Here is a 20,638-nt window from a genome sequence, read left to right as displayed (position 1 = left end):
GCAGGACCGGGGACAGCCCCGCCCCGCTCTCCGGGTGCTCACGTCCCCGGGCGCTCCGGACCCTGCCCGGCGGGCCCCGTCCGGGCCACGGTGCCGACGCGCTTGACGGTACGCATGACGGGCGCGCTCTCCACCGCGTCGACGCCGTCCAAGGTTCCGACGCGGTCGGTCAGATAGCTGTAGAGGTGTTCGTCGTTTGGGCAGAGGACGGAGGCGAGCAGGTTCGTCCGCCCTGTGGTCGCCGCCGCGTACGCCACCTCGGGATGGTCCGCCAGGGCGGCTCCGACGGCCGCCAGCCGCGACGGCCGCACCGACATCCACAGGGCCGTGCGGACCGGTTTGCCGAGTGCGCGCTCGTCCATGTCCAGGGCGAAGAAGAGGGCCCCGGCCTCACGCAGGTGCGCGATACGGCGGCGCACCGTCGACTCGTGGCAGCGCGCCTCCGCCGCCAGCGCGGCATACGGCGTGCGCCCGTCCCGGGCCAGCGCGCCGATCAGGACGTGGTCGAGGGCGGTGAGCAGGACCGGCGGCGACTGGGCGTCGGGCGACGGGTACGGGGGAGTGAGCGCGGCAGCCGCCTCCCGGCTCAGCACGGACGCCGGGCCGGCCCAGCCGGTCGGGCCCCCCTTGAAGAGCCGCAGCATGCGGTGCGCGGAGACCGCGGTGACCCGGCGGCTCGCCGGAATCCTTTTCATCAGCAGCGCGTCCCGGTCCTGGTCGCTGTGGACCGCGAGATGGCTGATGATCTCCGTTCCGCCGGAGGCGAGCTGGACCCACCGGGTGTCCGCCCGCTCGGCCAGCGCCCGCGCCAGGCCGAGGGAGGCACTGGGCACACAGCTCAGCCGCAGAATCCACACGGACTGTCCGACGGGCCGGGGATTGAGCCGGCCGATGACACGGAGCCCGGCCGTCTCGTGCAGGCGGGCGTAGTGGCGGGCGATCATCTGGTCCGAGACGCCCAGCGCCGAGGCGATCCGGCGCAGCGGCGCGCGCCCGTCGATCTCCAGTGCATGAATGAGCTGCAGATCGAGGCTTTCCACGGTTCACGACTCTAGTCCGCGCAGAAACCGGCAGGGCGGGCCGCACTCGTTGAGCACGGTCGTGGCCGGTCGGAATTCTCGATGTGCGGGCACCCCGCGCGCTCACCATCCACGCGGAGCCGCACCCCTGCGGTGTCGCTCCGGGCGCGGCTGCCGACAGCACGGAAGAGACCGGAAGAGGAGGACGGGAGAGACCGGGCGCACTGTCCGGCTCCCGACGGCACATGACCGCATTCAAGGATCTTCGGCACTACATCGACCGCATGACCGAAACACTCGGGGAGGACGAGGTCCTCCGGATCGACGGCGCGGACCGCGATCTGGACATCGGAGGCATCACCGAACTGCTGGCGGAGCAGGAAGGCCCCGCCCTGATGTTCGACAACATTCCCGGCTTCCCGGCGGGGTACCGGGTCTTCACCAATTTCATGGGGACGGCCGCCCGTACGGCGGTGGCCCTCGGCCTGCCCGCCGACACACCCAAGCTCGACATCGTGCGGGCCTGGAAGGACCTGAGCAAGCGGATCGAACCGGTCCCGCCGGTGGACGTCACCACGGGACCGGTCCTGGAGAACGTCCTGACCGGCAAGGACGTGGACCTGGGCATCTTCCCCGCGCCGCGCTGGCACGACGGGGACGGCGGCCGCTACATCGGCACCGCCTGCATGGTCATCACCCGCGACCCCGACAGCGGCTGGGTCAACGTCGGCACCTACCGGGCCTGTGTCCAGGGCAAGGACCGGCTCTCCCTGTGGATGCTCGGCAACCGGCACGCCAGGGCGATCGCGGAGAAGTACTGGGAGCGCGGCCGGAGTTGCCCGATCGCGGTGGTGGTGGGCCAGGACCCGATCCTCTCGACCGCCGCGGCGATCGCCGCACCTTCCGGAATGTCGGAGTACGACCTCGCGGGCGGGCTGCGCGGCCAGGGGGTCGAGGTCCTGTACCCGCCGGGCAGCGAACTGCCGGTCCCGGCCCACGCGGAGATCGTCATCGAGGGCGAACTGCCGCCGCTCGAAGAGGAGTCCGTACTGGAGGGCCCCTTCGGGGAGTGGACCGGCTACTACACGCACTCGGGCCGGGAGACCGTCGTGCGTGTCACACGGATCCTGCACCGCGACGATCCGATCATCCTCGGCGCCCCACCGATGCTCCCGACCGTGCCCGCAGGTGACCAGGCCGTCCCGCTGTACTCGGCATCGGTGACCTGGGACCACCTGGAAGCCTCCGGAGTGCAGAACGTCCAGGGTGTGTGGGGTTACGCACGCCAGCTGATGATGGTCGTCTCCCTCAAGCAGACCGGGGCGGGCGACGCCATGCACGCGCTGCTCGCGGCAGCCGGGCGCAGGCGCACCGGCGGCATGGAACGGTACTTCGTCGTGGTCGATGAGGACATCGATGTCACCGATATCCATCACGTCCTGTGGGCGGTGTTCACCCGGGTCGATCCGTCCGAGTCCCTCCAGGTGCTGCGCGCCCCCACCACCGCCATCGACCCGAGGCTGTCGCCCGACAAGCGGGTCGCGGGTGATCTCGCGATGGGCATCGTGCTGATCGACGCGACCTAGCCGTTCGCCTGGAAGGACCGCTATCCGGCGGCCAACCGGTTCGACGAGCAGGCCCGCCAGGAGCTGCGCGCACGCTGGAAGGATCTTCTGCCGCTGTAGGCCGGCGGGACAGCCTTGAGTAACCGGACCCGAGCACCGAGGCACCCATCACCTCGGGAATGCCCGGGGAGCCGGCCCGTCCGGGCCGCCTCCCCGGGCCCGGCCCGGACACCCGCACAGCCGGTCCGGCTCCTCGTCCCGCCCCGACCCCGCCCGTCCCTCCCCGACCCGCCCCACCGCACCAGGAGCCCGCTGTGATCACCACACCCCCCACCCGCCTTGTCGTCGGAGTCACCGGCGCCACCGGGGCCCCGTTCGCCGTCCGGCTGTTGGAGATCCTGAGGGACGTGCCGGAGGTGGAGACCCATCTCGTGCTGAGCACCTGGGCCCGCTCCACCATCGAGGTGGAGACTTCACGCACCAGCCGGCAGCTCTCCGAACTCGCCGATGTGACCCACAAGTTCGGCGATCAGGGCGCCACGATCTCCTCCGGCTCGTATCCGGCCGCGGGGATGGTCATCGTTCCGTGCAGCATGAAGACACTCGCCTCGGTCCGGCACGGACTCGCCGACAACCTCATCTCCCGTGCGGCCGATGTGATGCTCAAGGAGCGGCGCCCGCTGGTCCTCGTACCCCGGGAGACGCCGCTGAGCGAGATCCATCTGGAGAACATGCTCGCTCTCTCCCGCATGGGAGCCCGCATCGTCCCGCCGATGCCGGCGTTCTACGACGCGCCGCGCAGCATCGGTGACCTCGTGGACCATATCGCCATGCGGATTCTCGACCAGCTGCCCCTTCCCCCGGCCGTCGCGGATGTCGCGGAGCGCTGGCAGGGCCTCGCCGACGCCCGTCGCGGGCGCCCCGCGGGGTCCACTCCGTGACCCGCACTTGGTCCAGACCTATTGACCGAAGGTCTGGACCACTTTACGGTTTGGCAGGGTCACGACATGGGTGGGCCGGGCGCGAACCCTTCGCGCCGGGCGGCGGCAGGCCCTGGCTGGAGAGGACAGAGATGATGGGTCGGACGTCACGTCTGCTGGGCATCGGCCTGGCAACGGCTTTCGCCGTGCAGATGCTGGTCGCGGCGGCGCCGCCGAGCGCGCCGCCGAGCGCGCCGCAGGAGGAGACCTGCGCGGTGAAGTCGAAGCCCGCGGGCAAGGTGCTCCAGGGCTACTGGGAGAACTGGGACGGTGCGGCGAACGGGGTGCACCCGCCGCTCGGCTGGATCCCGGTCACCGACTCCCGCATCACGGCACACGGTTACAACGTCATCAACGCCGCCTTCCCCGTCATCCGCTCGGACGGCACCGTCCTGTGGGAGGACGGGATGGACTCGACGGTCAAGGTGGCCACCCCCGCCGAGATGTGCCAGGCCAAGGCATCGGGCCTGACCACCCTCATGTCGATCGGCGGTGCGACGGCCGGGATCGACCTGAGCTCCACCGCGGTCGCCGACCGGTTCGTCGAGACGGTGGTGCCGATCCTCAAGAAGTACAACTTCGACGGCATCGACATCGACATCGAGACAGGTCTCGTCGGTACGGGAAACATCAACCAGCTGTCGCCCTCGCAGTCCAACCTCATCCGGATCATCGACGGCGTGCTCGCGCGGATGCCGTCGAACTTCGGCCTGACGATGGCTCCCGAGACGGCGTACGTCACCGGAGGCAGCGTGGTCTACGGCTCGATCTGGGGCGCGTACCTGCCGATCATCAAGAAGTACGCGGACAACGGCCGCCTCTGGTGGCTGAACATGCAGTACTACAACGGCAGCATGTACGGCTGCTCCGGTGACTCGTACTCCGCGGGAACGGTCCAGGGCTTCACCGCCCAGACGGACTGCCTCAACGCCGGGCTCGTCATCCAGGGCACCACGATCAAGGTGCCCTACGACAAGCAGGTGCCCGGACTGCCCGCGCAGCCCGGCGCCGGAGGCGGCCATATGACGACCGGCCTCGTCTCCCACGCCTGGAACCACTACAACGGCGCGCTGAAGGGCCTGATGACCTGGTCCCTCAACTGGGACGGTTCCAAGGGCTGGACCTTCGGAGACAACGTGAAGTCCCTGCAAGGGCGTTGAGCCACCCGGCGCACCGGACGGCATCGGCCGCGTCCGGTGCGCCGTGCTCCTCGCGGCCGGTCCACGGCGTGAACCGGCCGGGGCGGCGGGTCCGTCGGAGCCGGAGCCGCGGATCGGGTACATATCGTGGTGCCCGTCCGACCCGGGTGATGGCACACCCGTGCGGACCGACCGACGACAACGAGGAGAACCGATGGTGCACGAACGGGCCGGGCAGCCGGCACAGCCGGGAGACCTGGTCGACGTGGCACGGCTGGTGACGGCCTATTACGCTCTTCACCCCGACCCGGCGGAACCGGCCCAGCGCGTCGCCTTCGGCACTTCGGGACACCGCGGCTCCGCCCTCGCGGCAGCCTTCAACGAGGACCACATCGCCGCCACCACCCAGGCGATCTGTGAGTACCGGGCCCTGCGGGGCACCGACGGGCCGCTCTTCCTCGGCGCCGACACCCACGCGCTGTCCGAGCCCGCCCGGGTCACCGCGCTGGAAGTGCTCGCCGCCAACGGGGCGGTCGCCCTGATCGACTCCGACGACGGATACACGCCCACCCCCGCCGTCTCGCACGCCATCCTGACGTACAACCGGGGCCGCACCGGTGGTCTCGCCGACGGCATCGTGGTCACCCCGTCGCACAACCCGCCCGCCGACGGCGGTTTCAAGTACAACCCGCCGAACGGCGGCCCGGCCGGTTCGGACGCCACTTCGTGGATCCAGGACCGCGCCAACGCCCTGATCGAGGGCGGCTTGAAGGAGGTCCGCCGCGTTCCGTACGCGCGGGCGCTGTCCGCGGGGACCACCGGGCGCCACGACTTCCTGACCGGATACGTCGACGACCTGCCGTCCGTACTCGATCTGGACGCCGTACGGGATGCCGGGATCCGGATCGGCGCCGACCCGCTCGGCGGCGCCTCGGTCGCGTACTGGGGCCGGATCGCCGAACGGCACCGGCTCGACCTCACCGTGGTCAATCCGCTCGCCGACCCGACCTGGCGGTTCATGACGCTGGACTGGGACGGCAGGATCCGGATGGACTGCTCGTCGCCGCACGCCATGGCCTCGCTGATCGCGCAGCGCGACGCCTACACGATCTCCACCGGCAACGACGCCGACGCCGACCGGCACGGCATCGTCACCCCGGACGGCGGCCTGATGAACCCCAACCACTACCTGGCCGTCGCCATCCGCTATCTGTACACGCACCGCGACGGCTGGCCCGCCGGTACGGGCATCGGCAAGACGCTGGTCTCCTCCTCCATGATCGACCGGGTCGCGCACGAGCTGGGCCGTCCGCTGGTGGAGGTCCCGGTGGGCTTCAAATGGTTCGTCGACGGGCTCTTCGACGGAACCCTGGGCTTCGGCGGCGAGGAGTCCGCGGGCGCCTCGTTCCTGCGCCGCGACGGGCGGGTCTGGACGACCGACAAGGACGGCATCCTGCTCGCCCTGCTGGCCTCCGAGATCACCGCCGTCACCGGATCCACCCCGTCCCAGCACTACGGCGAGCTCACGGCCCGCTTCGGCGATCCGGCCTACGCCCGGGTCGACGCGCCCGCGACACGGGAGGAGAAGGCGGTACTGGCCCGGCTCTCCCCGGACCAGGTCACGGCCGGCACCCTGGCCGGAGAGCCCATCACCGCCGTCCTCACCGAGGCCCCCGGCAACGGCGCCGCCATCGGCGGACTCAAGGTCTGCACGGACAGCGCCTGGTTCGCCGCCCGGCCCTCCGGTACCGAGGACGTCTACAAGGTGTACGCGGAGAGCTTCCAGGGCCCCGGTCATCTGAGCCGGGTGCAGGACGAGGCGCGGGCACTGGTCTCCACCGCACTGGGCGGCGCCGGCTGATCCGGGGGACCGCCCGGCGGACCGTGCCCGGCGTTCAGGCGCCGGGCACGGTCCGGTGCACCTGACGGAGGAACGTGGCGTTGTCCGGGGTGCGGCGGAGCCTTTCCAGAAGCACCTCCAGGGTGGCCTGTCCGTCCCCCCTGGAGCGGAGGGCGCGGCGCAGTCCCCGTACGGCCGTCAGCGTGGCGGCGGGCAGCAGGAGTTCGTCCCGGCGGGTGCCGGACGGGGCGATGTCGACGGCGGGGAAGACGCGCTTGTCCGCGAGCGAGCGGTCCAGACGCAGCTCCATGTTGCCGGTGCCCTTGAGCTCCTCGAAGAAGTAGTCGTCCGCACGGGAACCCGTCTCGACCAGAGCGGTCGCCAGGATGGTGAGCGAACCGCCCTCCTCGGCCAGGCGCGCGGCGCCGAACAGCTTCTTGGGTCCGCCGAGGGCCGCCGCGTCGACGCCCCCGCTCAGGGTGCGGCCGCCCGCGCCCGCCGCGTTGTTGTGCGCCCGGCACAGCCGGGTGAGGGAGTCCAGCAGGATCACGACGTCCCGGCCCTGCTCGACGAGGCGTTTGGCCCGCTCCACGGCCAGGGCGGCGAGAGCGACGTGTTCCCGGGCGGGCCGGTCGAAGGTCGATGCGTACACCTCGCCCCGTACCGAGCGGCGCATGTCCGTGACCTCCTCCGGGCGTTCGTCGAGGAGTACCACCATGAGATGGCACTCGGGATGGTTGGCGGCGACGGCCGCGGCGAGCTGTTGCAGCAGCACCGTCTTCCCCGTCCTGGGCGGGGCGACGATCAGCCCGCGCTGGCCCTTGCCGACGGGTGCGAACAGGTCGATGACACGCATCGCCGCCCCGCCCGCCGGGGTTTCCAGCCGCAGCCGGTCGCGGGGGTGGAGCGGGGTGAGGTCACGGAAGTGGGGGCGGCCGGGCAGGGTCCGGGGATCACGGCCGTTGACGAGACCGACCGTGGCCAGGACACGAGGCCGCTCGCAGATGCCGTCGACGGCATCGCCCTTGCGCAGGCCGTAACGACGGATCAGCGCGGGCGGCACCTGGACGTCCTTGGGGGAGGCGTGGCCGCCGCTGACGCGGAGCGTGCCGTGCCCGTTGTCCGTGGTGTCCAGGAGACCGGCGGTCCGCAGAGGCCGGTCATCCTCGTGGGCTACGGGGCGTTCGAGTGTGGTGGTCATGAGAGGGGTCCTTTCGCGGACATGGCGCATGAGGGGTCCGGCGAAGGGAGGGCGGCGGAATCACGCCCCGTACCAGGGGTACCGAAGGGGTACCACCGGGTACACGGGCGACGGAGCGCCCGGACCGGACAGAGGAATCGTGCGAGAAGCTGGATCGCCGGTCCGTGAGGACAGGTGTCGCAGCGGGAGAAAGAGGATCGGCACCGGCGCCCTCAAGAGGGGGCGTACGCAAATGCCACTCGCACTGTATCACTCATGCCCGAGAGCTGGACAGGGGCAGGCGGAAGAAAAGAAGGACGGGCCGGCGGCGGGGCACCCTCGCCCGGGTGGCCCCGCCGTCCGCGGTCAGGTCCGGCGGAACGCGCCGAGGATCTGCTCGGCGGCGAGAGTGGCCGTCAACTCGCCCTCCCGCACCCGGCGTTCGAGATCCGGGGCGAGCGCCCGTACCGCCGGATGGGCGCGCAGACTGTCCAGCAGCTCGTCGCGGACCATCGTCCAGGTCCAGTCCACCTGCTGCTCGCTGCGCTTGGCCGCCAGCCGCCCGGTGGATTCGAGGAGCGTACGGTGCTGCTCCAGCCGCTCCCACAGGGCGTCGAGACCGCTCGACTCCCGGGCGCTGCAGGTGAGGACCGGGGGAGTCCAGGCGGCATCCGCCGGGTGCATCAGCCGCAGCGCGCCCGCGAGTTCACGTGCCGCCGAGCGGGCGTCACGCTCGTGCGGTCCGTCGGCCTTGTTGACCGCGATGGCGTCCGCCAGCTCCAGCACCCCCTTCTTGATGCCCTGGAGCTGATCGCCGGTGCGGGCCAGGGTGAGCAGCAGGAACGTGTCGACCATGTTGGCGACGGCCGTCTCGGACTGCCCGACGCCGACCGTCTCCACCAGCACCACGTCGTAGCCCGCCGCCTCCATCACCACCATGGACTCACGGGTCGCCCGCGCCACCCCGCCCAGTGTTCCCGCCGTGGGCGAGGGCCGGACGAACGCGTTCCGGTCCACCGCCAGCCGTTCCATCCTGGTCTTGTCGCCCAGGATGGAACCGCCGGTGCGACTGGACGACGGGTCCACGGCGAGCACCGCGACCCGATGCCCGAGCCCCGTGAGCATGGTGCCGAGCGCGTCGATGAAGGTGGACTTGCCCACGCCGGGCACCCCGCTGACGCCGATGCGCCGGGCCCGCCCGGAGTGCGGCAGCAACTCGCCGAGCAGCCGCTGGGCCAGCGCCCGGTGGTCGGGACGGGTCGACTCGACCAGGGTGATGGCGCGGGCGATGAACGCCCGCTTCCCGTCGAGCACCCCGCCGGCGTAGGCGTCGGTATCGATCTTCACAGCCATCCGGTCAGCGGCTCACAGCTCGTGGCCGAGCGCGGCGGCGAGCCGCGTGACCAGATCGTGGGCGGCGTCGGGGATCACCGTTCCCGGCGGGAACACCGAGGCGGCGCCCGCCTCGTGCAGGGCCTCGATGTCCTGCGGCGGAATCACCCCGCCCACCACGATCATGATGTCCTCACGGCCCTCGGCGGCCAGTTCCTCGCGCAGCGCCGGTACGAGCGTGAGGTGCCCGGCCGCCAGCGAGGAGACGCCCACGATGTGCACGTCCGCCTCGACCGCCTGCCGGGCCACCTCGCCCGGCGTCTGGAACAGCGGGCCGACATCGACGTCGAAGCCGAGGTCGGCGAAGGCCGTCGCGATCACCTTCTGGCCGCGGTCGTGGCCGTCCTGGCCCATCTTGGCGACCAGGATGCGGGGACGGCGGCCCTCCGCCTCCTCGAAGCCGTCGACCAGCTTGCGGGTGCGGTCCACCGAAGGGGACTCTCCTGCCTCTTTGCGGTACACCCCGGAGATCGTACGGATCTGGCCCGCGTGCCTGCCGTACACCTTCTCCAGCGCGTCCGAGATCTCCCCGACCGTGGCCATGGCGCGGGCGGCGTCGACCGCCAGCGCCAGCAGATTGCCCTCCAGCCCCGGCCCCGGGTCCCGTCCGGCCGCGTCCGTCAGCGCGCGCAACGCGTCCTGGCAGGCGCTCTCGTCGCGCTCCTCGCGCAGCCGGCGCAGCTTCTCGATCTGCCGGCTGCGGACGGAGGAGTTGTCGACCTTGAGCACATCGATTTGCTCATCGGTCTCCACCCGGTACTTGTTGACGCCGATGACGGGCTGACGCCCGGAGTCGATCCGCGCCTGGGTGCGGGCCGCGGCCTCCTCGACCCGGAGCTTCGGGATGCCCGCGTCGATGGCCTTCGCCATCCCGCCGGCCGCCTCGACCTCCTCGATGTGCTGCCACGCCCGGCGCGCCAGATCGTGCGTCAGCTTCTCCACGTACGCACTGCCGCCCCACGGATCGATGACCCGGCAGGTGCCGGACTCCTGCTGGAGCAGCAGCTGGGTGTTGCGGGCGATCCGCGCCGAGAAGTCCGTCGGCAGGGCCAGCGCCTCGTCCAGGGCGTTCGTGTGGAGGGACTGGGTGTGGCCCTGGGTGGCGGCCATCGCCTCCACACAGGTCCTGGTGACGTTGTTGAACACGTCCTGGGCGGTGAGGGACCAGCCCGAGGTCTGCGAATGGGTGCGCAGCGAAAGGGACTTCGGGTTCTTCGGATCGAACTCCTTGACCAGCTTGGCCCAGAGCAGCCGGGCGGCCCGCAGCTTGGCGATCTCCATGAAGAAGTTCATGCCGATCGCCCAGAAGAAGGAGAGCCTCGGCGCGAACGCGTCCACGTCGAGTCCCGCCTCCCGGCCCGCCCGCAGGTACTCCACACCGTCGGCCAGGGTGTAGGCCAGCTCCAGATCGGCCGTCGCCCCGGCCTCCTGGATGTGGTAGCCGGAGATGGAGATCGAGTTGTAGCGCGGCATCTTCTGCGAGGTGAACGCGAAGATGTCGGAGATGATCCGCATCGAGGGGGCGGGCGGATAGATGTAGGTGTTGCGGACCATGAACTCCTTGAGGATGTCGTTCTGAATGGTCCCGGCCAGCTTCTCGGGCGGTACGCCCTGTTCCTCGGCGGCCACGATGTACAGCGCCAGCACGGGGAGCACCGCGCCGTTCATCGTCATCGACACCGACATCCTGTCCAGCGGGATGCCGTCGAAGAGCTGTCGCATGTCGTAGATCGAGTCGATGGCCACCCCGGCCATGCCGACATCGCCCGTCACCCGGGGGTGGTCGCTGTCGTAGCCCCGGTGGGTGGGCAGGTCGAAGGCGACCGACAGACCCTTCTGCCCGGCCGCGAGGTTGCGCCGGTAGAAGGCGTTGGACTCCTCGGCCGTGGAGAAACCCGCGTACTGCCGGATGGTCCAGGGCTGGTTGACGTACATCGTCGGGTACGGGCCGCGCAGATACGGGGCGATACCCGGGTACGTCCCGAGGAAGTCCAGCCCTTCGAGGTCCTGCCCGGTGTAGAGCGGCTTGACCGTGATGCCCTCGGGGGTCTCCCACAGCAGGTCCTGCTCACTGCCGCCGCTCGACTCCTTCACCGCCGCCCGCCACTGGTCGGCGCCGCCCTCGGGCGCCGCCGGGGAGTCGAGCGCCACGGTGGAGAAGTCCGGAACCGGGCCCACGGGCGCCCCGGAGGACGTCTCACGGGTCCCGGAGGCCGCCCCGGGGGTCTTCGCGGGGGTCGTCTCGGGGGTCTGCATCACGCCACTCCCATGCGGTCGAGTACGGAGGAGAGGACGGTGACCGCGTCGCAGCCGGCGAACACACAGGAGTCGACACCGGGGTACTCACCGGGCCGCCCCGCGAGGAACACCTGTCCGGCGCCCGCGGACCGGAGCGCCGAGGCCACCGCCCCCGCGTGCTCGGCGTACAGCGGGTCGGAGGAGCACAGGCACGCGGCCGACGCCCCACTGGCGGTGAAGGCGTCGGCGGCCGACGACGCGTCCACCGACACCGGGTCGTGCACCGCCTCGATCCCGCCGGCCAGGAAGAGGTTGGACGCGAAGGACGCCCGTGCCGTGTGCGCGGCGGCGGGTCCCAGCGCGGCGATGAACACCTTGGGACGCGATCCCGTGGCCGCGAGGTGCGCGTCCGACCGGGCCCGCAGTGTCTCGAACGCCTCGTCGCGGCGGACGACGGGCAGCCCGCCCGGCGCACCGGAGGCGGCGGGCGCGGGCTCGCGTTCCACCGGCCGCTCCGACAGCTGCGGGAACTCGCTGACGCCGGTCACCGGCTCCTTGCGCCGCGCCAGGTCCTTGGACCGGGCGGCCCAGGTGGCGGCGAGCCGTTCACCCACCATCCCGGAACGCAGGGCGGCGGCCTGGCCGCCCGCCCGCTCGATCTCCTGGAAGAAGGACCAGGCGGCGGCCGCGAGTTCACCGGTGAGCCGCTCCACGTACCAGGAGCCGCCCGCCGGGTCGATGACCCGCGCCAGATGCGACTCCTCCATCAGGATGGTCGAGGTGTTGCGGGCGATCCGCCGGGCGAACGCGTCCGGCAGGCCCAGCGCGTGATCGAACGGCAGCACGGTCACGGAGTCGGCGCCGCCGACACCCGCACCCAGACAGGCCAGCGTGGTCCGGAGCATGTTCACCCACGGATCACGACGCGTCATCATCACCGGTGACGTCACGGCGTGCTGGCGCTGGGCACCCGCCCCGGCGGCCCCGCAGACCTCGGCGACCCGCGCCCACAGCCGGCGCGCGGCCCGCAGCTTGGCGATGGTCAGGAACTGGTCGGCGGTGGCCGCGTAGCGGAACTCCAGCTGTGCGCAGGCCGCTTCGACGGACATGCCCGCCCCGGTCAGCTCCCGCAGACAGGCCACCCCGGTGGCCAGGGAGAGGCCCAGCTCCTCGGCGGCCGAACCACCGGCCCCGTGGTACGGCAACGCGTCCACGCTCAGCGCGCGCAGCCCGGGATGCTCGCGCTCGCACACCTGCGCCCAGTGGACGGCGGCCGAGAAGTCGGCCTCGGTGCCGGTGCGGGCCGCACGGCCGAGCGGGTCCGCGCCGAGACTGCCGCGCACGGCGTCCGCCGCCACCCCGCGCTCCTGGCAGAGTCGGAGCAACTCCCTTGCGGCGGAGTCGAATTCGGTGGGGGCGTCGAGGGCGACGGGGGCCAGGTCGAGATAGACGCCGTCCAGCGCGCGGGCGAGGCCGGAGACCGGGACCCCGTCGGGGCCGCCCACGGCCAGCCACAGCGAGGTGACGCCGTTCTCCAGATCGCCGAGCAGGGCCTCGTTGAGCCGGGCGGGGTCGGTCAGCGCGTGCCGCTGCCGTACGTCCCAGCCGCCCGCCGCGGTCCCCTCGGCCCTGCTTCCCCGGGTGAAGGGGGCGAAGCCGGGAAATCCGGTGTCGGGCGAGGTGTCGTGCGAGGTGTAGAGGGGGCGGGTGGTGAGCCCGTCCTCCAGTGTGGTGGACAGCGCTTCCTCGGCCGCCGCGCCCGAGACTTCCTTGCCCGACTTGCGCAGTACGCCTTCGACAAGGCTCTGCCACTGGTCATGGGAGGGGTCAGGGAACTCGGCGGCCAGGGAGAGCCCGTCAGCAGGCAGGACCGTCATGCTCAGATGTTAGGTCAGGGCATGGAATGAGCAGCAGGGGAACCGCCTGTGACCTTGCCCTCTCCGGAACGCACTTGATCCTTTACGGACCGTGGCGTAACCGGGCCGCCCGTGTGTGTGCCGGGGCGGCGCGGACGGGCGAGCGGTCGATGCCCCGGGTGGTATCCGGCGTTTTCCGTTGTCGATTCGTGCGGCGCGTGCGACTTTGATCCTGATATGCGTAATTCGCTGAACTCATAGGGAAAGAGGCATTTCATCGTGCAGACCGCCCGGGCCGTCCCGGCCGCCACCGTTGTCAATCTGCGCGATCTGGGCGGTATCGCCCTGGGGTGCGGCCGCCGGGTGCGGCAGGGGGTGCTCCTGCGCTCGGGGCAATTGAGTGACTACGACCCGCAGGGGGACATGGCGGTGGCCGCCCTCGGTATTCGTACCGTCGTCGACCTGCGTACCGCCGACGAGCGCCAGTGGGCCCCGGACCGGCTGCCCGCCGGGGCCAGGCTGTTCGTCGCCGATGTGCTCGGTGGGAACCCCGGGGTCGCGCCGGCCCGGCTGCGGGCGCTGCTGGCGGACCCGGCCGAGGCGGGCCGTGCGCTCGGCGGCGGCAGGGCCGAGGGGCTCTTCGCCGACACCTACCGGCAGCTGGTGCTCTCGCCGTCCGCCGCGGCCGCCTACCGGGCCTTTCTGGAGACGGCGGCCGACGCGCGGGCCAGGCCCGTGCTCTTCCACTGCACGGCGGGCAAGGACCGTACCGGCTGGGCGGCGGCCGTCCTGCTGATGATCGTGGGTGCCTCGCGGGAGGTCGTGCGCGCGGAGTTCCTGGCGGTGAACCCGGCGGTGCGGGCCGCCTTCGCGCCGTATGTGCAGAAGTTCCTCGACGCGGGCGGGGATCCCGGCATCGCCGCCGCGATCACCGAGGTCCGTCCCCGCTATCTGGACGTGGCGCTGGACGCGATGGAGGAGCGGTGGGGCGGGCTCGACGGATATGTGCGCAACGGGCTGCGGATCCCCGAACCGACGGTGGAGCGGCTGCGCGGCGAGCTGGTGGTCTCCGGCTGAGTGGCCCCCGGGCTTGACTTCATACCCCCAGGGGGTATGTTTTAGGGGTCGGGAAGAACACCTGTCCGTGGCGTCCGCCATCGACGGCGCCCGTCATCGACATCCGTCGGCCACAGGGAGACCGTCATGAACACCGGACTGAGGATCACCGCCTTCGCCGCCGCGCTCGCCGCGACGTTCGGTACCGCCTACGGCGTGGGCAACGGCGCCGACCCGGTGTTCGAGGCCGCGCCCGGCCATGCCGCGCCCGGTCGTGCCGCGCAGCAGCCGGACGGGCACGGCGGCCACGAGGAGGAGTCCGCGGGGGCGGCCGAAGGAGGGGAGGGCGGGGACCGGGGGGCGGCCGGCGGGCTGCAGGTGTCCGAGGGCGGCTACACCCTGGACCTCGACACCCCCACCCTGACCGCCGGGGCCCGGAGCGAGATCCGTTTCGCGATCAAGGACGAGCACGGCCGCAAGGTCACCGCGTTCCAGCGCGAGCACACCAAGGAACTGCACTTCATCATCGCCTCGCGCGACCTGACCGAGTACCGCCATGTGCACCCCGTGCGCGGGGCGGACGGCACCTGGTCCACCGTCGTCAGGCTGCCGGACGCCGGTGGGTACCGTGTCTTCGCCGACTTCACTCCCGCGGGCAAGGGGGCCACCGGCCTCACGCTCGGGGCGGACCTGGCCGTCGCGGGCGATGCCCGCCCGCAGCCCCTGCCGCCGGTCCGCGGCACCGCCACTGCCGACGGGTACGAGGTCGCCCTCGACGGTGCCCTGCGCGCCGGGAAGCCGGGGGAGCTCAAGCTCACCGTGAGCAGGAACGGCCGCCCGGTCACCGACCTCCAGCCCTACCTCGGGGCGTACGGGCACCTCGTCGCCCTGCGCTCGGGCGACCTCGCCTATCTGCACGTTCACCCGAACGAGGGCGGACCCGGCCCGGAGGTGTCCTTCACGGCCACCGCGCCCAGCAGCGGCGCCTACCGGCTGTTCCTGGACTTCCGGCACGACGGCGAGGTCCGCACCGTCGCGTTCACCGTTCACGCCGGTCACGCGGGGTCCTGACCAACCGCCCGGCAGCCCCCGCCCGGCAGCCTCTGCCCCGGCCGATGGGTAATACTCCCCGTATGACTTCAGGCACGACGTTCCCCGGGGGCGGTACGCACCGCGACGACGTGGTGATCAGGCGGGCGACGGCGGGCGACGCCAAACGGCTCACCCGCCTGGTCAGGACCTCGCGCGCCTACGAAGGCCCCTACGCGCCGATGGTCGCGGGCTACCGGGTCGGGCCGGACTACATCGAGGCGCACCAGGTGTTCGTTGCCGCCACGGTCGCGGGTGGCACCACGGGGCCGGGCGCCGGTACCGGACCGGCCGTCGGTACGGGCGTGGGCGTCGGTACGGGCGCCGGGGCTGTCACCGGGACCGGCCGGGTACTCGGCTTCTACTCGCTGATCCTGTCGCCGCCCGAACTCGACCTGATGTTCGTCGCCGACGACGCCCAGGGTCTGGGCATCGGGCGTCTCCTCGTCGGTCATCTGCGCGGCGAGGCGCGGCGGGCCGGGCTGAGCCGGCTGCGGATCGTCTCGCACCCGCCGTCCGAGGGCTTCTACCGCAGCGTCGGAGCCGAGCGTGTCGGCACCTTGGCCGCCAATCCGCCCGCGGTGATGTGGGACCGGCCCGAACTGGTCCTGCCGGTCGTGTGAGCGGCCCGTGATGCTGAGCCCCGGGCGCCGCGTTCGGCGGTCTCCTGATGTACGAGGTGACGCCGTGCGGTGGCCGGGCCCTCCGCCCGCCCCGCGCGAGCGTCGGACCGATCACCGCGGGGAATCCGGTGTCCCGCGACGCGGTGCGATCTCCGGCGTGAGGGATTCGATCTCCGGCGTGGGGGAGCCGTCGAGCGGGCGGCGTCGGTGGGTGAGGGTTCGGTCGAGCAGCTGCGCCAGGCGGGGGACGGTTGCCGGGGGCAGGTAGGCCTCGGCGCCCGCGTCGAGCAGGCGTCGGACCGGGCCCTGGTAGCTGACGCCGAGTTCGTCGTCCTCGATCTCGGCGACGACGACCCGGGCCTCGGGGAACGCCGACCGCAGGCTCCCGATCAGCTGCGGGCTGACCGGCGGCACCAGCAGGACGTCGGCCGATACGGGCGCCGCGTGGATGTCGAGCACGATGTAGTCCGCGCCGAGCCGGTCGGAGAGCGAGGAGCGGGCCGCATCCGAAAGCTCCATCGCCGTCACGACGACCGTGACGTCCTTGCCGGTGGCCGACGGCTCCTCATCGGCCGCGCTCGGCGTGACCGGATCCATGACGGTGCCGATGACGACGGTGCCGGGGACGCCGGAGATCCTCGCGACCGGTTCGCCGTCCCGGGTGATCACCAGGTCCTCTCCGGGGGCGAGGGCGTCGATGCGTGCCATGACGTCCTCGGGCAGGCGCGTCGCGTCGATCGCACGCGAGGCGCGTTCACCGGAGGCGAATGCTCGGTTCATGATCCTGCTGCGGTGCGCTGCTCCGGCTTCCGGCGGTCACCGTGACCGGTCTTGTGACGCGTACGGGCATTCCTTCTCCAAGCGATCCGTCACATACGAGGCAATGGTTTCGGAGAATAACGCGGGAATGGCTGTCCCCGGGACCGGCTCGCCCGTCGGCGACGGTCCTCACCGGGCGCGTCGTCCCGGAGCCGGAGGGGGCGGACGTCACAAGGACGTGGAGCCGCGGCGACCTGGAGCGTCCGCCCGGCCTCGTCCGCCTGTGCGTGCGCCTCGGCGTGTGTGTGCCGGATGGGCCTGTCCCGTCTCAGTCGGACTGGGCGTCCACCAGGGTCGTGCCCGTGGCCGAGCGGAAGTAGAGGACCGACCGGCCCGCGCGTCTGCGCTGGATCAGGTGGGCCGCGAGCAGGATCTTGAGGTGCCGCCCTACCGAGCCCAGGCCCTGGCCGGTCAGGGCAACCAACTGCGTGGTGCTCTTCGGGGTGTCGAGCAGTACGAGCACGGCAGCGCGCCCGGTGCCGAGCAGCGCACCCAGGGACTCGGGAACCGGGGCGCGGTCGGCTCCGGCGAGCGCGCCGGCGCACGGGTAGACCACGGCACACCGGCGCACTGTGCGGTCCGCGGCCACCCTCGGCGCGTTCCAGCAGACCCAGCTCTGGCTCGGGGTGACGGGGACGAACATCAGCTGTGCGCCGGAGACTTCGAGCGAGGGGCTGTCACAGGTGGTGATCTGCAACCGGTTCTGTCCGAGCCAGCGCATGCCCGGACGCATGCCGGCCAGGGCCGTCACCCAGCCGCCCTGTCCCAACCGGGCCGTGCGGGCCACGACATCGGCCTCGATGATGTGCTTGCGCACCGGCCAGGAGGGCAGCACCGTCTCGGTCCATACCCATGCGAGCAGGTCGGCCGCCCGCTCCGCGAGGTCGTCGCTGTGGTCGAGGGGAGCGGGCAGCGGGCCGGACAGCGACTCGCGCAGATCGGCGCGGGCGGTGGCCGCGGGGGTCCGGCGGACCTGCTCCAGTTCTTCGGCGAACGCGCGGTCGCCCGCGTCGGCGGGCGTCGGCGTCAGGAACGTGGCATTCCAACTGCGCCCGAGCGCCGCCCGTACCAGCGACGCCGTGGTCGCGTCCCGCGCCAACCGCTCCCGGTAGCGCGGCAGATGGGCGTCGAGCCAGTCACGCTCGCCGGCATGCGCCGCCGCGCCCCGGTGCAGGATCTTGAGGCAGGCCGTGGTCTCGGCGAGCGGAGACGTGACGAACCGGCTCGTGGCCAGTGTGTCGGCGCTGACCTGCCACCAGCTCATGGTTCGGCCTCCCGGCGAAAGAATAACGCCGTGCCGATCCGCCGCCGGCTCATTGGGTTCGCCGCCCCGCGAAAATCTGGCGATCCGTCGATGATGCCGGAGAGAATCTCCGCCATGCGTACTTATCGGGAACTCTTCCTTACCAAGGAGTTCACCCCGCTCTTCCTCGCCTCCGCGGGGCAGACCGCGGCTCAGACGGTGAGCGGACTGGCCCTCGGCATCCTGGTGTACCAGCGGACCGGCTCGGCGCTCCTGTCCTCACTGGCCATGTTCGCCCCCGCGCTCGCCCATATGGTGGGGGCGGCCACCGTGCTGTCCGGGGCGGACCGGCTGCCGCCGCGGGCGGCCATCACGGGCCTCAGCCTGCTCTTCGCCACGGGTACGGCCCTGCAGGCGATCCCGGGGCTGCCGGTCTGGGCGCTGTTCGTGGTGCTGCTGGGGCTCGGCGTCGTCGGGTCGGTCAGCGGCGGGGTGCGGTACGGGCTGCTCAACGAGATCCTGACCAGGGACGGCTACCTGATGGGGCGGTCCGTCCTCAACATGTCGGTCGGGATCATCCAGATCTGCGGATTCGCGCTCGGCGGCGCCCTGGTGATGGTGTTCTCGGCGCGCGGCACCCTGCTCCTGTCCGCCGTCCTGTATCTGCTGGCCGGCGTGGTGGCGCGCTGTGGGCTCACCAGGCGGCCGCCCCGGGGCGCCGGGAAGACGTCGGTCGCCGAGACCTGGCGCGTCAACGCGCGGCTCTGGTCCTCGGTTCCCCGGCGGTACGTCTACCTCGCGCTGTGGGTGCCCAACGGCCTGATCGTGGGGGTGGAGTCGCTCTACGTCCCGTACTCGCCCAGCAACGCCGGCCTGCTCTTCGCCTTCGGCGCCGTGGGCATGCTGGTCGGGGACATCGTCGCGGGCCGCTTCCTGCCCGCCCGGTGGCGGGACCGGCTGGCCGTCCCGCTCTGCGTGCTGCTCGCAGCCCCCTACCTGCTGTTCGCGCTGCATCCGGGCCTGCCGATGGCCCTGGTGCTGGTCACGGTCGCCACGTTCGGGTACGCGGCCGGGCTGCTGCTCCAGAACCAGCTGATGGCGCTGACCCCCGACGAGTTGAGTGGGCAGGCTCTGGGCCTGCACAGCTCGGGGATGCTCACCATGCAGGGGGTCGGGGCGGCATTGGCCGGCTCGGTGGCCGAGCTGACGTCGGCGTCCACCGGAATCGTGGTGACGGCCGCGGCATCGCTGGTCACGACCCTGGTTCTGGCCCCCGGACTGCGCAGGGCGACGGCAGCGGGCCAGAAGGAGGGCCCGAATCAGGACGCCGTACCCGCCCAGCCGTAGCGGTCCCGCCGCGTCCGGCACGCCCCGGCGAACGCGACGCCTGCCGCGAGCGCCGGCCGCGTGGGTGCACGTGGCTTCGATGTCGCTTCCATCCGGCTTCCATCCGGGCCGCGCAGCCTGGACCGGTGCTGACTTCGAGCGATGACCTGTCCCGGTTCTGTGCCTTCCTGTTCACTTCGATGTCCCGTGCCGACCAGCGCCGCTGGGGTGAGGTGTACGTGCGCGGCCTGGTGGAGGTCCCCGGCCGGAAGTCGGTGCGCCGGATCTCCGAGTGGGTCCTGGGGCAGCGGGCCGATCAGAGTCTGCAGCAGTTCGTCAACCAGAGCTCCTGGGCGTGGGAACCGGTCCGCCGAAACCTCGCCCAGGAGACCGCCACCGCCCTCCGCCCCACGGCCTGGGTGGTCGGGGAAGTCGTCATGCCGAAGAACGGCAAGAGCTCCGTCGGCGTCGACCGGCAGTTCTCGCAGACCGCCGGCCGGGTGCTCAACTGCCAATTGGGGCTCACCGTCATGCTGGTGTGCCCGGACGGCTCCGTGCCGATCAACTGGCTGCTGCTGCTGCCACCGTCCTGGGACGCCGACGAGGAGCGTCGCTCCCGCAGCAGGGTGCCGGGCCACGAACGGCACCGCTCGCGCTGGCACTATCTGTTCGAGGCCCTGGACGAGATGGTCGTCGCCTGGGGCTTGCAACCGCCGCCGGTGGTGGTGGAGGCGCGTGGAAACCCCGCCGCGGACCTGCTGATCCGCGGTCTGGAGATCCGCGGACTGCAGTACATCGTGCGGGCCTCGGCCACCGCCCCCCTGGCGCGCCTCGGCTCCGGTGAGGTGGTGACCGGCGCCGGAGGTCTGGCCAGGTCGGCCGGCCGCCGGGGCACGACACAGCACTGGCGCCACGGCCGGCCCCGCGGCCCTCGTTACGTCACGGCCCCGCTGCCGCCCAGCACGCCGCCGTACGCCGCGGGCGGCGCCGGACGACCGCAGCGGGCCCGGAAGGTCATCGCGGAATGCCCCCCGGACCGCGGCTGCCCCGAGTCGGTGTGGATCACCAATGTCGAAGTCGCGCAGACCGCGGCGGTGTTCGAGTTCCTGTCCCTGCAGTCCCAGGCCGCCCGGGAGTTGGAGGAGCTGAGCGAGACGGCCGGCCTGAGGCACTTCGAGGGCCGGTCGTTCTGCGGCTGGCACCATCACGTCACGCTGGTGTCGGCGGCGCATGCCTTTGGTCTGTCCCGGCGTGCGGCGCCGAGCTGACACGT

General features: G+C 71.8%; 16 protein-coding genes. 9 read left to right on the top strand and 7 right to left on the bottom strand.

What is annotated here, in order from left to right; translation table 11 throughout:
- Nucleotides 1-38 precede the first annotated feature (38 nt).
- Nucleotides 39-1,040 carry an Lrp/AsnC family transcriptional regulator gene (locus OHA98_RS23765; RefSeq protein WP_266928766.1) on the bottom strand — a complete coding sequence of 334 codons (1,002 nt, stop codon included), beginning with the start codon at nt 1,038-1,040 and terminating at the stop codon, nt 39-41.
- 224 nt (nt 1,041-1,264) lie between these two features.
- On the opposite strand from OHA98_RS23765, the gene OHA98_RS23760 reads away from it, so the two are divergent.
- The 4 genes from OHA98_RS23760 to pgm all read left to right on the top strand — a co-directional run bounded on the left by OHA98_RS23760 (nt 1,265) and on the right by pgm (nt 6,564).
- Nucleotides 1,265-2,605 carry a UbiD family decarboxylase gene (locus OHA98_RS23760; protein ID WP_266928765.1) on the top strand — a complete coding sequence of 447 codons (1,341 nt, stop codon included), beginning with the start codon at nt 1,265-1,267 and terminating at the stop codon, nt 2,603-2,605.
- A 293-nt stretch (nt 2,606-2,898) separates the two neighbouring features.
- Nucleotides 2,899-3,525 (top strand): UbiX family flavin prenyltransferase, encoded by a 627-nt coding sequence (locus OHA98_RS23755; RefSeq protein WP_323179631.1) that lies wholly within the window; start codon nt 2,899-2,901, stop codon nt 3,523-3,525.
- Between the two features lie 134 nt (nt 3,526-3,659).
- On the top strand, nt 3,660-4,724 hold the full coding sequence (locus OHA98_RS23750) for a chitinase (RefSeq protein WP_266928764.1): 1,065 nt from the start codon (nt 3,660-3,662) through the stop codon (nt 4,722-4,724).
- A 193-nt stretch (nt 4,725-4,917) separates the two neighbouring features.
- On the top strand, nt 4,918-6,564 hold the full coding sequence (pgm, locus tag OHA98_RS23745; protein ID WP_266928763.1) for a phosphoglucomutase (alpha-D-glucose-1,6-bisphosphate-dependent): 1,647 nt from the start codon (nt 4,918-4,920) through the stop codon (nt 6,562-6,564).
- 34 nt (nt 6,565-6,598) lie between these two features.
- On the opposite strand, the gene rho is transcribed toward pgm, so the two are convergent.
- The 4 genes from rho to OHA98_RS23725 all read right to left on the bottom strand — a co-directional run bounded on the left by rho (nt 6,599) and on the right by OHA98_RS23725 (nt 13,230).
- The gene (gene rho / locus OHA98_RS23740; protein ID WP_266928762.1) at nt 6,599-7,744 is read right to left on the bottom strand and encodes a transcription termination factor Rho; all 1,146 of its coding nucleotides are present in this window, start codon (nt 7,742-7,744) and stop codon (nt 6,599-6,601) included.
- 345 nt (nt 7,745-8,089) lie between these two features.
- Entirely contained in the window at nt 8,090-9,076 is a 987-nt protein-coding gene (meaB, locus tag OHA98_RS23735) for a methylmalonyl Co-A mutase-associated GTPase MeaB (RefSeq protein WP_266928761.1), read from the bottom strand.
- Between the two features lie 12 nt (nt 9,077-9,088).
- Nucleotides 9,089-11,371 carry a methylmalonyl-CoA mutase gene (gene scpA, locus OHA98_RS23730; RefSeq protein WP_266928760.1) on the bottom strand — a complete coding sequence of 761 codons (2,283 nt, stop codon included), beginning with the start codon at nt 11,369-11,371 and terminating at the stop codon, nt 9,089-9,091.
- Nucleotides 11,371-13,230: a methylmalonyl-CoA mutase family protein gene (locus tag OHA98_RS23725; RefSeq protein WP_266928759.1), complete on the bottom strand. Its 1,860-nt coding sequence runs from the start codon at nt 13,228-13,230 to the stop codon at nt 11,371-11,373. Before OHA98_RS23725 ends, scpA begins: the two co-directional genes overlap by 1 nt.
- A 258-nt stretch (nt 13,231-13,488) precedes the next feature.
- On the opposite strand from OHA98_RS23725, the gene OHA98_RS23720 reads away from it, so the two are divergent.
- The 3 genes from OHA98_RS23720 to OHA98_RS23710 all read left to right on the top strand — a co-directional run bounded on the left by OHA98_RS23720 (nt 13,489) and on the right by OHA98_RS23710 (nt 15,977).
- On the top strand, nt 13,489-14,286 hold the full coding sequence (locus OHA98_RS23720; RefSeq protein ID WP_266928758.1) for a tyrosine-protein phosphatase: 798 nt from the start codon (nt 13,489-13,491) through the stop codon (nt 14,284-14,286).
- 126 nt (nt 14,287-14,412) lie between these two features.
- Complete coding sequence (locus tag OHA98_RS23715; protein WP_266928757.1) at nt 14,413-15,336, top strand: hypothetical protein; 924 nt, start codon at nt 14,413-14,415, stop codon at nt 15,334-15,336.
- 62 nt (nt 15,337-15,398) lie between these two features.
- A complete protein-coding gene (locus OHA98_RS23710; protein ID WP_266928756.1) occupies nt 15,399-15,977 on the top strand; it encodes a GNAT family N-acetyltransferase in 579 nt (192 codons plus the stop codon).
- Nucleotides 15,978-16,088: 111 nt separating this feature from the next.
- Here the strand turns inward: OHA98_RS23710 and OHA98_RS23705 are convergent, their stop codons facing one another.
- Together OHA98_RS23705 and OHA98_RS23700 are read right to left on the bottom strand one after the other, a co-directional pair.
- Nucleotides 16,089-16,757, bottom strand: coding sequence for a hypothetical protein (locus tag OHA98_RS23705; protein WP_266928755.1), 669 nt, complete (start codon nt 16,755-16,757; stop codon nt 16,089-16,091).
- A gap of 307 nt (nt 16,758-17,064) precedes the next feature.
- Nucleotides 17,065-18,060, bottom strand: coding sequence for a helix-turn-helix transcriptional regulator (locus tag OHA98_RS23700; protein ID WP_266928754.1), 996 nt, complete (start codon nt 18,058-18,060; stop codon nt 17,065-17,067).
- A 114-nt stretch (nt 18,061-18,174) separates the two neighbouring features.
- Between OHA98_RS23700 and OHA98_RS23695 the strand changes: the two genes are divergently transcribed.
- Both OHA98_RS23695 and OHA98_RS23690 read left to right on the top strand, forming a co-directional pair.
- On the top strand, nt 18,175-19,386 hold the full coding sequence (locus OHA98_RS23695) for an MFS transporter (RefSeq protein ID WP_266928753.1): 1,212 nt from the start codon (nt 18,175-18,177) through the stop codon (nt 19,384-19,386).
- Between the two features lie 125 nt (nt 19,387-19,511).
- Nucleotides 19,512-20,633, top strand: a complete 1,122-nt coding sequence (locus OHA98_RS23690; protein ID WP_266928752.1) for a transposase — start codon at nt 19,512-19,514, stop codon at nt 20,631-20,633.
- Nucleotides 20,634-20,638: the final 5 nt, after the last annotated feature.

Origin of the sequence: Streptomyces sp. NBC_00654 (assembly GCF_026341775.1) — a bacterium.
Lineage (GTDB): Bacteria > Actinomycetota > Actinomycetes > Streptomycetales > Streptomycetaceae > Streptomyces.
This window is presented reverse-complemented; position numbering and strand designations above follow the sequence as displayed.

Excerpts from the sequence above, each read along its gene's own strand:
- OHA98_RS23750 (WP_266928764.1), top strand. The coding sequence starts at position 3,660 with ATGGGTCGGACGTCACGTCTGCTGGGCATCGGCCTGGCAACGGCTTTC.
- OHA98_RS23725 (WP_266928759.1), bottom strand. The coding sequence starts at position 13,230 with ATGACGGTCCTGCCTGCTGACGGGCTCTCCCTGGCCGCCGAGTTCCCT.
- rho (WP_266928762.1), bottom strand. The coding sequence starts at position 7,744 with ATGACCACCACACTCGAACGCCCCGTAGCCCACGAGGATGACCGGCCT.
- OHA98_RS23705 (WP_266928755.1), bottom strand. The coding sequence starts at position 16,757 with ATGAACCGAGCATTCGCCTCCGGTGAACGCGCCTCGCGTGCGATCGAC.
- OHA98_RS23715 (WP_266928757.1), top strand. The coding sequence starts at position 14,413 with ATGAACACCGGACTGAGGATCACCGCCTTCGCCGCCGCGCTCGCCGCG.
- OHA98_RS23700 (WP_266928754.1), bottom strand. The coding sequence starts at position 18,060 with ATGAGCTGGTGGCAGGTCAGCGCCGACACACTGGCCACGAGCCGGTTC.
- OHA98_RS23710 (WP_266928756.1), top strand. The coding sequence starts at position 15,399 with ATGACTTCAGGCACGACGTTCCCCGGGGGCGGTACGCACCGCGACGAC.
- meaB (WP_266928761.1), bottom strand. The coding sequence starts at position 9,076 with ATGGCTGTGAAGATCGATACCGACGCCTACGCCGGCGGGGTGCTCGAC.
- OHA98_RS23695 (WP_266928753.1), top strand. The coding sequence starts at position 18,175 with ATGCGTACTTATCGGGAACTCTTCCTTACCAAGGAGTTCACCCCGCTC.
- OHA98_RS23760 (WP_266928765.1), top strand. The coding sequence starts at position 1,265 with ATGACCGCATTCAAGGATCTTCGGCACTACATCGACCGCATGACCGAA.
- scpA (WP_266928760.1), bottom strand. The coding sequence starts at position 11,371 with ATGCAGACCCCCGAGACGACCCCCGCGAAGACCCCCGGGGCGGCCTCC.
- pgm (WP_266928763.1), top strand. The coding sequence starts at position 4,918 with ATGGTGCACGAACGGGCCGGGCAGCCGGCACAGCCGGGAGACCTGGTC.